Raw genomic sequence first — 11,630 nt, 5'->3', positions numbered from 1 at the left:
TATTACGCAAAAATTCCATGTAAATACCATTGAGGGTTTCCTTCGTCATATTTACCCGACCGGAATAGCCAATACCGTGCTCCTGATTCGTCTTCAACGCGGTAATAATCCCTGATCTGTGTCTGCTTATCCATCCACCATTCGCGTTCAATACGTTCAGGCCCGTCTGCTTTTTTTACTTTATGAATAAGCCCTTTATAAATAAAGAGCATGGGCGGATAATCCGGTACCGGCACTGTTACTTCGATTTTCTCTGGTTTCTCTAAAAGACAAATAGGCCGTGGGCGGTCGGTCCGCCATAACGTATCCGGCTTTTCGCAAATGGAATGGCTGATCTTCATAGATCGTTCCGGCCAATAATGTTCTGCGGGCAGGTATCGGCGAATGGCGGCGATGCCTACTTTCCCTGCGATGCGATCCAACAGGTTTGACAGCTCGGTATTGGCATCGCTATCACCCAAAGCGGTCCATAAAGATTCCTGCTGCGCCGAAAGATCCTCTACTACAGGAGCCTCCAGGATAAATAATTCTATACCCAATGCCGGCCGGATCGTTTCAATCTTTTGTGAGAACAATTGCAGCAGGTGCGCGACATTACGAACAGGCCTATTTGTACCAATCTCAATCTGCTGGATATTCCCATCTAACCGGTAGCCTTTAAAGATGGCCTTTCTCAGTCCTTTATTTTCCTTCAGCAAACGTTTGGAAAGTGCTTCCAATAAGGTTTTCAAAGCTATGTCAATTCCGGTCCTCGTCCTGATCGGCTCCAGGCAAGGCAGCCGTTCCTGGAAGATTACAGCAGGTAGTACAGAAGTCAGCTGTTCGGGCATCGTGCCTAAGGCCTGGCCGATACGGGTAAGCAACTGCTGCCCGAATCGACGGCGTAGAACCGGGCCGGGCATATTGATAAAGCTGCCTATTTTGTAAAAACCCAGCCTATGCATCCGGTCCAGGATAAATGGACTCAGCCGTAGTGCTGCCGGTGGCCAGTTGCTAAGCGCTGTTTGCTGCTCTCCCGGTGGAATGATCTGCCCGGGTCTGCCATAGCGGACAGCGGCCCAGGCAGCTCCGATGGTATCGGCAATAGCAGCATTAGCATGGTAACCTCGTTGTTTTAATTTGGCTACAACATCGACCAGGTACTGCTCTTCACCTCCCCACAGATGCGGACAGCCACTTATGTCCAGTAAAAGCCGGTCTGGAGCTTCGACAGCGATAACCGGTGTAAACCTGAACGCCCAGTCGGCAAGTTCACCCAGCAGCTTTTCACACACGCCTTCCTTATAATTGTAAACCTTAAGTGCAGGCAGTGTTGCAGATGCGTCAGCTACCACCATTCCTGGGTGAATATCTTTGTTCACAGCTTCGACACTGGCCGAATGAACAATCATACGCCCCCTGGAAGGGGCTGCTAGAACAAAGGCGACTTTGCTCAACGTGGGCCGGAGCTGGATAGCTCTATCTGCCAGCAGATAAGGAAACCATATACACATGTATCGCTGCATCTCTATCCTGTTTTTCTTGCCGGTAAATGTTCTATTACTTTGGGTTGCTGGACTACCTTAAATCCATCAGGATTCCAGGCTACCTGCCACCTGCCGGGCTTTCCGTTTCTTATTTTCAATAATTCGACATTCCAACCCGGAAAGCCAATACCTGGAATCGTCGGTTCTCCTATACTGGCAACTGGCGTAATCCGCCACCGCGAAACGCAAGTAACATTGGTTGGTAAGCTACCGTACCGATGTATCAAACCGGTAACACGCGACGTTTCTACTGCTAATTGAAGCCTTCGGGATTCGGTGAAGCCCAGCTCCTGCACTTCACCCACTACGGCAGCCAACGTTTGGCATTTCAGACCTTCCTCAATAATCCAAAGTGCGTCCTTACTGGTCCTGGCATCAATGAAAATCACCTGGTCGGGCGATATACCAAAAGCTTTAAGCGCAGGAGGAAAGATCCGGCACCTGGTACTTACCCAAAGGCATGACCCTTTACACATTAATATGCGGAGTAATGCCGCGATAAAACCCGATGAGGCCGCACCGTTTTGGGCATTATCACTAATAAATTCGTGGGTAGCAGCCACCGGGAAGGTTTGATTGGGAAATGCGTTATTAATAATTCCCAGGCCCGTATCACGCAGTTCATTTTCCAAGGGGACGCGCAGGCCTTGCATAGCCAGGATTTCCTGTCGCAAACGCTCCACCACATTTTCCTGTATCTCTGTTGCTTGTCCCATTAAATTCCGTAAGTTTGCTAATAATATTAGTATTCTTTACCTAATAATGTTAGCGTTATTTATGGACACGCCAAAAACTTTTTTCGTTCCCAACTTTAAATTCCTGAGAACCAGGAAGAAAATGACGCAGGCACAGCTTGCTGAAGCTTTCGGCATTACTCAGAAAAAAGTAGAGTCTATGGAAAGCGGCCGCGTCAAATCTCCGGGCCCGGAAGATCTACTGAAATATTCCCAGTATTTTAAAATCAGTATCGATACACTTATAAAGGTTGATCTATCCAAATTAGGAGAACTGAGGCTCCGGGAACTCGAAGCCGGCAGCGATGTATACATACGGGGTGGGCAGTTGCGCGTGTTAGCCATTACAGTGGATAAAACCAATAAAGAAAACATTGAGTATGTTCCCGTAAAGGCAAAAGCAGGATATGCCAAAGGGTTTAATGACCCCGACTTTATTTCAACGTTGCCCAAATTCAATTTACCCAATATTCCCAAAGGTACTTTCAGGATGTTCCCGATTACGGGCGACTCTATGCTCCCGGTACCTGATGGCAGCGATGTGATCGGGCGTTATATAGAGGATTGGAAGAGCGTCAAACCACGGACAGCTTGTATTGTGATCCTCAGCGGTGACAATGATTTTGTGTTTAAGCTGGTTACGATAAAAGAGGATCGAACTGTTTTATTGGAATCACTCAATACCAGTTACCAACCTTACACGGTCGATATAGCCGATATATTAGAGATATGGAAGTTTTATAGCTACCAGGCCAAAGAAATGCCGGAACCAATGACCGACATGCAGGAGGTTAAATCAATACTCCAGGAACTGAGGTCTGAAGTGCTTAATATAAAAAGATAGGCAGACAGTATATGGAATATGCAATAGTTGATATAGAAACAACCGGGGGTAATGCTGCAAATGGCGGTAGCATCATAGAAATTGCGATACGTGTTTTTGATGGTAATGCGGTTGTAGCAAGTTTTGACAGTTTAGTCAAGCCTATTCAACGTATACCGCCTTACATAACAGCTATGACTGGTATTGATGATGCAATGGTTCAGGATAGTCCCGTTTTTAAGGATGTAGCAATGGATGTATTCGCTATGCTAAACGGCCGGATATTCGTGGCTCATAATGTCAATTTCGATTACTCGTTTATAAGGCATCATTTGGGAATAGCCGGATACCAATATAAGGCGAGCAAATTATGCACCATACAGTTGTCAAGAGCGATCAGGCCAGGATTACTTTCTTATAGTCTGGGCAAGTTGTGTGATGCGCTGGAAATTGGACTGAACAATCGGCACAGGGCCGGCGGCGATGCCGATGCAACGGTATTGTTGTTTCAGAAATTATTGCAGTGGGATATCGAGGGCGTTGTGCCTGCCTTTTTGGAAAGAGGTAATATAGATTCCCAGGTGGTACCGGATATGTTAAGAGATGATTTTGAGCAACTGCCCAATAAACCAGGTGTATATTATTTTCACAACAATAAGGGGGAAGCTGTCTATGTGGGCAAAGCCAATGACCTGAAAAAGAGAGTGGCACAGCATTTTAAAAGAAATAACGGTAGCCGGTTGCGTCAAAGCCTGATCAGCGAAATAGCCTCTATCAGCTATGAGGTATGTGGGACCGAACTGATAGCGCTTATATTGGAAGCGTTGGAAATAAAGAGGCTTTTTCCTAAGTATAACCAGGCACTTAAAAAATACGACGCCAAATACGGCCTGTTCGTACAGGAAGACCGGGAAGGTTATCTCAGGATGAAAGTCTCCAAGCTGGGCAAAAACCCGGCACCTGTCCAGGTATTTACTACCCATCAGGGAGGGATCAGTAAGCTACGCGAGCTGTCCAGACGTTTTGGTCTATGTGCTTCGCTATGCCGTTTGAGCAGTTGTGACTTATGTAGCCTGGTCGATAAAAAAAACAATTTACTCTGCACGGCAAACCATCCAGCTGAAGTTTACAACGAGAAGGTTGTGAAGGCACTCTCTTTTCTAAAAGAAGATTCAGGAACATTTTATATTATTGATAAGGGAAGAAACAGTAATGAAAAAAGTTGTCTTTGGGTACAAAACGGACATTTTTATGGGATGGGGTATATTGACAATGGCGCTGATATTTACTCCTTAGACGATATTAAAGGTAGCCTTACCTCCTACGCGAGTACCCATTACATCATGCAGCTGGTCATTTCATTTATTTGCAGGTACCCGAAGAAAGTTGTTCCGATCAGCAATAACAGCTTTGCATATCAATAAAGCCATTTCAGGATGACAATGTACCGCAAGATCATTCATATCGATATGGACGCCTTTTATGCATCGGTGGAACAGCGTGATTTTCCGCAGTATCGGGGAAAGCCGCTAATCGTAGGTGGTATGCCGGAAGGCAGAGGTGGCGTTGTAGCGACCGCAAGCTATGAAGCAAGGAAGTTCGGCGTTCGTTCTGCAATGCCTTCCAAGACTGCCCAACGCATATGCCCCGAAGCTATTTTTGTATTTCCCAGGTTCGACGCATATAAAGCTGTGTCCCGCCATATACGGGAAATCTTCCACTACTATACCGATCTTATCGAACCCCTTTCTTTAGACGAGGCTTACCTAGACGTAACCAGCGATAAGCAAGGTATTGGTTCAGCGATTGAGATAGCTAAACAAATCCGCGCCGCTATTAAACACGAGCTACAGCTTACGGCCTCTGCCGGAGTTTCCATTAATAAATTTGTTGCCAAGATCGCTTCTGATCAGAATAAACCAGATGGCTTGACCTTTATCGGCCCTTCCAAAATTGAATCTTTTATGGAGGAGCTGCCGGTAGCAAAATTCTATGGTGTGGGAAAAGTAACTGCCGCAAAAATGCAAGGGATGGGGCTTCATACCGGTGCGGATCTTAAAAAATTGTCTGAAGAGGAAATGATACGTCATTTCGGGAAGGCCGGCCGGTTTTACTATTACATAATAAGAGGCATTGATAACAGGCCGGTGCAACCGCACAGGGAGACAAAATCAATCAGTGTGGAGGATACTTATCAACATGACCTGACTACCAGGGCGGAAATGCTGCCGGAGCTGGAAACACTTTCATCCCGTTTGGCAGAAAGGCTTCAGCGATCCGGTCTTAAAGGAAGAACTATTACGGTAAAGTTTAAATTTCATGATTTCACCATTATTACGCGCAGCTTATCGGTGCCTGAATTAATCCATACAGAAGCCGAGCTAAAAATGGCTGCCATTACTATTTTAGATAATGCGCCCGTTGACAGCAAAAAGGTTCGCCTGCTAGGGATAGGAATTTCAAATTTTGAACTACCTGTCAATAAAAAGGAAGATGGTCAGCTAAGCCTATTCCAGGAATTCACCTAAGCTGATGAGAGCCGCTCAATAATGCACATTGAGCTTTAGAGAAAAGATGAAAAATACTGCCGCACGCCTGAGCACCCCCGTTTGGAAAAAAGCGAAAATGACATGTAAGCCCACATCTCAAAAAACAAAAACACTTTCCCCCGGACCCCGGACCGCCCCCGGTAGCTTCCCCATAGGGTACAACGCTACAATTAGACGCCCCGGTGCGCTTTCCTAAAAGCAGTCACTATTTCATCAGCTTGCTTTTCTGTTGTACACTTTTGCAAAGAGCTACACAAACTTTCAATATCATCAATAAGAATAAAGGACTCAAAACGGTATTCAATATATTCTTTACCGATCCTGATCAATACCCGGTAAGGCTTGCGGAGCACCTTGACCAACCGCATTGCAGCGAGCGCATCATCGGGGTTCTCGCTTCGTTCGTACCGATTTATCAGGGACCTTATGCGGGCGTATCGGCCATAACGAAACATGTCGTTTTTAACTTGGCGCTTTTTAGGCTTACTGCGCCTTCTTAAATCATCCAGAAATTCCTGGTAACTATAACCCGGATATTCTATCGACATATACAAATAAGCAAACAAGGGCTGCTTTTTCCAAAGCCGCCTGGCTTTTCGCAGCCTGCGCAGCCTACAGAGCTGGTCAAAAGATAGTTTTCTACCCATAGTCTGAGCTTTTAGCGTACTGGTATAATAAATGAAAGGTGACCGCCGAAGCAGTCACCTTTGCAATCATTCAACCGTATTCTCAGGCAGCCTTGTCCCGGCTTAGCTTTTTGATATGGGCCTGTAAGCTTTTAGTACGCTCTTTCAGGCGCGCCTGGCGCTCAGAAGCTTTACTGCCCTGGTCACTTTCAACTGTATTTACATCCAGGCCTGAAGCCTCCGCCATTCGGTACAGGCAGATTCCATACACGGTATCTTCCACTTTACTGGAGTAGTTGCCGACAATTACAGTCCTGATCAGCTTTGCAAACTGCACATCACTAATAGCAGCCAGTTTCTCAAAAAAGTCCTTATTGTCTTTATATCCTTTAGGGAACAGTAATCTTTTCATCGTATCCCTATGCTGGTAATTCATCGCTTCGTACACGATGAAGCGAACGGCTGCCTTATCGACTGCCGTCACCCCCGCTTTCAGCTTTCCCTGTTTCAATGCAGCGTTAAATTCCTCGTGTAGTCGCTCCTGGACTTTCTTACGATCCAGCTCTTTGAACCGTTCCTCACGGCTTTTGATCCGATCTATTTCTTTACGGAGCAGTTCAGGTGTAGCCGAGCCATCCTTAATGGCCTGCTGTACTTCTTTAGCAGTAACCTGGCCACTTGCTGAAAGCTCCGGCGCATCCTTTATATCCGGATCAAAATATACCGGTTTTATCTCGGCACCTGATATGGCAATTCCCAACAGTGTACATTCGCCCGAGAGCAACCTTTTGTATTCAGCCAGGTCCTCCCTATACTCCCGGATCGCCTGGCTAAATCCTTCGCGGTCTGGCACTGGTTTTTCTCTTTGTTCATCCCAAACCTGGTAAAGACTTTTCTCTGGCTTTACCGGCTCGGTGAATTTCTTTACATCAAAGAAATTATAGCGAGGCAATTCTACAGTTTCCGGCAGGGAATCGATCAGCGTACGATACTCTTCATTTACCTGGTGTGATAACAGGATTGCCACAGGTTGATAAGCTTCAAGCGTAGCCCTGATCATAGCTTCAGCACTGGCAAGACATTTATTCTTAAAACAGGTCTTGTTATTACAAACTGCTTCCTTTGCCATCTCAGGAAAAAGGGTCTTGAGGGTAGCTGAGTTAAACGGGCAAGCCGTACAGGCCCCAACCTCCGGTACCAGCTTCTTATCTTTTACATTAAAAGGTGCTTTTTTCAGATCGTATTTATACCGGCCAATGAAGTACCGTACATTACTGATCGAAAAATGCTTCTTTTCTTTCCAGCCAGCACAATGCTGTGTAAAAAACTCTTCCTGTGAATCTTTAGCAAGGGTACCCAGCTCGGCAGCTTCGCTTACCGTCAGCTTTCCGGCAATCAGTAATTCCTGTATCGATTCTATTAAGTCCGCTAGTTTGAGCCGGTTATAAACATAGGCAGCTGATTTACCCAACACCTGTGCAGCTTGAAGCGTGGTCTTCCCCTCTACTTCCATCAGTTCCTTAATGTCTAAAGCCTCGTGCAGCGGATGCGGATTCTCCCGCTGGATATTCTCCGCCAGGCGACGCTTTCTCATCTCGGTATCGGTCATATCCTGGATTTTCGCAGGAATGCTGGCAAACCCCGCCAGCAATGCCGCTCTGAACCGTCGCTCACCATAAACGAGTTCATACTTGTTGCCCATGGGTCGAACTGTTATGGGATGCAGTATTTCAACCTCGGTGGATTTTAGCTGTTCGGCAAAATCTTCCAGAGCCTGCTGGTCATAGAACTTCCGGTAGTTCGATGGCGAAATCTCGATCATCGATACAGGCAGTTGGTAGTACTGCTCTTCAATCGGTATAACCTTGCCTTTGGCGGGTACCGCTTTAGTTTCTTGCTTTTTTACTGTGGTTTCCATAATTGATTGTTTTGAGAAATGATTAAATAATGATCTAAACAGAAGCGCTTTGGTCGAATAGGATTTCGATCATCGCTTTGAACTTAGGGTTGGGGAGCTGTTGTGTAGTAACATATACGATTAGGCAATGAGCGCTTACAAGGCCTTTGGTCCATCCGAATAATTCGGTAGCAAACAGGTTGTGTCTTTTATATAAGAGCTTACCATGTTTTTTGATGATTGCCTGAATTTCCGAAGCAAGATTCAGCCAGCCATCGAAGCTGACAAGACCGTTCGACCAGGAGGCCCGGTTTCGGTCCTGGTCTTCAATGATTACGGCGCACATGCCATCTATATAGCTGATCAGCTTCGGGATTTCTTCAGGAAAAAGATCGTGCAATAGTTGCGCTCTTTCCACCAGGTTCAGGTGCATTAGTGGTTTCATAATAAAAAATGAATTAGGGCTGCCTTGTCACTGGCAGCCCGGTTAAGAAATAATGCAGTAGCATTGATTTTTTACAGTGTGCTATCGGGCGTCCGTTCTTGCAGGCCCAACAAAAAGCCTTGCTGTTCTATATTATCCAGCCAGGTGTCAGCAAACGCTGCATGCTCTGCCTGCTGGCGCTCATCAAATGAACTAAAGAAGCAACTATCCTCTATTTGTATGCTTTCCTGGTAAATACCCAGGTTCGCCTGCTGGTACATATAAGGGACGACATACACCGCCGTATAATCGTTAGACCGCTCTCGATTGTCTACGACTGCAAAGCACATTTCGGGGTCCTGCATTAAATCGCCATTTTGTTTATAGTAATGGCAAAGGCTATATAGCATAGCCAGTCCGTAAGGTTTGAGTTGTGCCGTGCCAATAAATTCCATTGAGAGCGGCATGTAAGGTTTGTTTTCGATTTTAAGGTAGCTGTCTACCAGGCTATCCATCAGCACGCAGAATACCCGGGTGCTGTTGCTACTCAGTCGCTTCATGACATGACGATACAGTAACCGCTGTATACGGTTTTAAAAAGTTCAATAAGTGTTGGTGAGCAAAAACGCCGGAGGCTAGTAGCCGGGCTGGGTTTCCAGCAGTTTTTTGAGTACTACTTTGGCTGCAAATATGCCGTTGGCATTGAGGTGTCGCTGCCAGGCTTCTTCTTTGGGGCTCCACCGAAAAGCATTACCCTTTAGTATTTTTCGAATCTGCTCCGATGGTTTTTCATCAAAGAGAAACTGTACCCGGCCTGCTTCTTTATTTTCCTTTACTATACCTCCCGGGAAAGGCACTTCCGAAGCCGGGCGGCTTTCCAACAGCTCCAGTTGTTGGATACGCTGTTTGATACGGCGGATATTAGTGCTATTATTAGAGAAGGCATAACTGGCAAAACCAACACGGCCCATATAATCGGGCGTATTCAACTCTTTCCACAACTCAGGTGTGCCCAGCTCCATGTTTAAAAAGCCTTCTTCATCTTTTTTACGTATAAAACGGTTGGCTTCTTTCATAAAAGACTGGTTGGCCTCCAGGCGTATTATCTGTGCTCTTAATTTCTCCAGTGCACCCGGGTCATCAGAAAATATCGCATCATTACTTTCTATTGCTTCCGCTTTCCGCTCATAATACCTAGCCTTGTCACTAGCTTCAAATGCTTGACCAAATTTGTTATGAATTTTGTCCCGGTAGTTACGGTCTCTTTTTTCGCTGTGATGGCCTACCAGGATGGGTTGACCAAACGGGATGGCTGAACTCATTTTTGTTGCCTGGTTATATAGCTCGTCCGATAGCCGCTCATTTTTGGCAGCTTGTTTTTTGGCATACTCGATCCGGTTCTGCCGGCGCTCTTCAAAATTGTGTTTCATAATAATTGTTTTTGTTAACAAAAAGTCAGTAATCGTTCATCATAATCAAATCGCTTTCGCCCATGATCATCTACAAAGCGAAAGACTACGGTGGCTCCCTCATCCTTTCTCCGCCCGATGATCTCAAAGCCATTTTCAATTTCTGTTCTCTTGAAAACAGGTTTGTTAGTGGCGCTACGGCGCGACAGCAGATCACCTGAGATATCTTCTGCCAGTTCTTTGCTTGCCTTTAATACGGTAGTTTTCATTGCAGGAAACTGTACGGTAACGACGTACCCGTTTAAGTATAAAAAATGGATTAACTCGTAAGCAGGCTATAAGCGGCAATGATCTTCTTACTCATTTCCTCTGCTTCTGCAGTTCGGTGCTGGTTATGGTCCGGGTGCCACTCAGCAATCAGCTTACGAAAAGCCTTTTTAATTTCGGTTTTGGTGGCACCGGTAGTAAGACCTAATAGCTGGTAGGGTGTCAGCTCCTGGGATTGTAATACTTCAGTCGCTTCTTCCTTACTCATTCGCTCGTGGAAGGCACTACGCCACTGGCCTGCATGACCAAAACCATCGGTGGTATCGTAGGTCTTATAACCTTCTAAAAATCCTTTCTTAGCCATAAGGTCATTGTTTGATAAGATTTACTTCATAAGGTTTTTCATAACCGGGGATACCTATAGCATCCAGGTGTTTGCAATGCCTGTAGCGTTTCCACGCCGGGCAACTACAACCCCAATGCCGCTTCCGTTTATTTTGGGCAATGGTGTAAAGCCGGTTGGAGGTCTCACTGCGGACGTTAAAGCGAAACTGCCATTGATCGGTATCAGGCAGCGCCAACTCTTTGGAAATTCTAATAGATGGTAGCATAGCTATGTATATTAAAAAGTGAATAATCAGGCACCCAGGAAATGAAGGCTTTTTTTCGTCTTACCGGTTTTAACCTCTTCGCTGCCGTATTTGCTGCGTATTTCATCCAGGGATTTTTTACTACTGCGGAGCTCCTTAAGATCTGAGCTTCGGTAATACCAGGCTTCTTTCTTGGATGCATAGAAAAGACCTGCTTCACGTAGTTGTTTGCGTACAGGCTTTGTATCGCCCGTCACCCAAATCCATAAACCCACCAGTTCTATTTTGATACCTGGCAGGTTAATGACCTGTTCCACTACCTTTCGGTATTCGTCGGAAAACCGGATTTCTTTATCGGTATCCTCCTGGGACAGGTTAGCGCCTTTAAGCAGGAGTGCTGTAGCATATGCATACTCCGTATTAACGGCCTGCATGACAGCCGTATCTCCACCCCTGTCCGGATGGTACTCAAAAGCCAGTTTCCTGTACAAGGCCTTCACTTCATCCAGCGTTGTACAATCGTTGAAAAATTTCATGAGCTTATTTTTTTAGTAACACAATCAGGTTAGCGTTTCGCCTTGCAAGGCTCATCAGTACCGGCAGCATACCGGCAGACGCTTTTTTCCACAGGTAGCGAACAATTGGGACATTTCAACCAACCCGCTGTCTCTGAGTGAAGCGCTTACTAGGCTATTTGCTTTTCAGGAAGCCAATTTGCTCCGTTGTGTTACTCGCGGCAACTCGGCTACTAAGCCACCGGTCATCGTTACGTTTGAAAGCTGACG

Annotated in this window: 14 protein-coding genes; 3 read left to right on the top strand and 11 right to left on the bottom strand. The window is 45.9% G+C overall.

Going from position 1 to position 11,630, the window contains the following annotated elements:
- Positions 1-2 precede the first annotated feature (2 nt).
- Both ACLOAU_RS02450 and ACLOAU_RS02445 read right to left on the bottom strand, forming a co-directional pair.
- Complete coding sequence (locus tag ACLOAU_RS02450; protein ID WP_427860238.1) at positions 3-1,505, bottom strand: Y-family DNA polymerase; 1,503 nt, start codon at positions 1,503-1,505, stop codon at positions 3-5.
- A 2-nt stretch (positions 1,506-1,507) separates the two neighbouring features.
- Complete coding sequence (locus tag ACLOAU_RS02445) at positions 1,508-2,242, bottom strand: ImuA family protein (RefSeq protein WP_427860237.1); 735 nt, start codon at positions 2,240-2,242, stop codon at positions 1,508-1,510.
- Positions 2,243-2,303: 61 nt separating this feature from the next.
- Between ACLOAU_RS02445 and ACLOAU_RS02440 the strand changes: the two genes are divergently transcribed.
- Genes ACLOAU_RS02440 through dinB form a run of 3 tightly spaced genes read left to right on the top strand, consistent with a single transcriptional unit; the run spans position 2,304 to position 5,611 of the window.
- Entirely contained in the window at positions 2,304-3,104 is an 801-nt protein-coding gene (locus tag ACLOAU_RS02440) for an XRE family transcriptional regulator (RefSeq protein WP_427860236.1), read from the top strand.
- Positions 3,105-3,115: 11 nt separating this feature from the next.
- A complete protein-coding gene (locus ACLOAU_RS02435; RefSeq protein WP_427860235.1) occupies positions 3,116-4,507 on the top strand; it encodes an exonuclease domain-containing protein in 1,392 nt (463 codons plus the stop codon).
- 12 nt (positions 4,508-4,519) lie between these two features.
- Complete coding sequence (gene dinB, locus ACLOAU_RS02430) at positions 4,520-5,611, top strand: DNA polymerase IV (protein ID WP_427860234.1); 1,092 nt, start codon at positions 4,520-4,522, stop codon at positions 5,609-5,611.
- Between the two features lie 191 nt (positions 5,612-5,802).
- On the opposite strand, the gene ACLOAU_RS02425 is transcribed toward dinB, so the two are convergent.
- From ACLOAU_RS02425 to ACLOAU_RS02385, 9 genes are all read right to left on the bottom strand, one after another.
- The gene (locus ACLOAU_RS02425; RefSeq protein WP_427860233.1) at positions 5,803-6,279 is read right to left on the bottom strand and encodes a hypothetical protein; all 477 of its coding nucleotides are present in this window, start codon (positions 6,277-6,279) and stop codon (positions 5,803-5,805) included.
- Between the two features lie 82 nt (positions 6,280-6,361).
- Complete coding sequence (locus tag ACLOAU_RS02420; RefSeq protein WP_427860232.1) at positions 6,362-8,176, bottom strand: ParB/RepB/Spo0J family partition protein; 1,815 nt, start codon at positions 8,174-8,176, stop codon at positions 6,362-6,364.
- 34 nt (positions 8,177-8,210) lie between these two features.
- A complete protein-coding gene (locus tag ACLOAU_RS02415; protein ID WP_427860231.1) occupies positions 8,211-8,600 on the bottom strand; it encodes a hypothetical protein in 390 nt (129 codons plus the stop codon).
- A 71-nt stretch (positions 8,601-8,671) separates the two neighbouring features.
- Complete coding sequence (locus ACLOAU_RS02410) at positions 8,672-9,139, bottom strand: DUF6908 domain-containing protein (protein ID WP_427860230.1); 468 nt, start codon at positions 9,137-9,139, stop codon at positions 8,672-8,674.
- 75 nt (positions 9,140-9,214) lie between these two features.
- Positions 9,215-10,009, bottom strand: a complete 795-nt coding sequence (locus tag ACLOAU_RS02405; RefSeq protein WP_427860229.1) for a DUF3560 domain-containing protein — start codon at positions 10,007-10,009, stop codon at positions 9,215-9,217.
- Positions 10,010-10,023: 14 nt separating this feature from the next.
- On the bottom strand, positions 10,024-10,257 hold the full coding sequence (locus ACLOAU_RS02400; protein ID WP_427860228.1) for a hypothetical protein: 234 nt from the start codon (positions 10,255-10,257) through the stop codon (positions 10,024-10,026).
- A 50-nt stretch (positions 10,258-10,307) separates the two neighbouring features.
- Positions 10,308-10,619 (bottom strand): J domain-containing protein, encoded by a 312-nt coding sequence (locus tag ACLOAU_RS02395; RefSeq protein WP_427860227.1) that lies wholly within the window; start codon positions 10,617-10,619, stop codon positions 10,308-10,310.
- A gap of 4 nt (positions 10,620-10,623) precedes the next feature.
- Positions 10,624-10,866 (bottom strand): hypothetical protein, encoded by a 243-nt coding sequence (locus tag ACLOAU_RS02390; protein WP_427860226.1) that lies wholly within the window; start codon positions 10,864-10,866, stop codon positions 10,624-10,626.
- A 26-nt stretch (positions 10,867-10,892) separates the two neighbouring features.
- Complete coding sequence (locus ACLOAU_RS02385; protein ID WP_427860225.1) at positions 10,893-11,381, bottom strand: hypothetical protein; 489 nt, start codon at positions 11,379-11,381, stop codon at positions 10,893-10,895.
- Positions 11,382-11,630: the final 249 nt, after the last annotated feature.

Source organism: Paraniabella aurantiaca, assembly GCF_050309965.1.
Taxonomy (GTDB): Bacteria; Bacteroidota; Bacteroidia; order Chitinophagales; family Chitinophagaceae; genus Niabella.
This window is presented reverse-complemented; position numbering and strand designations above follow the sequence as displayed.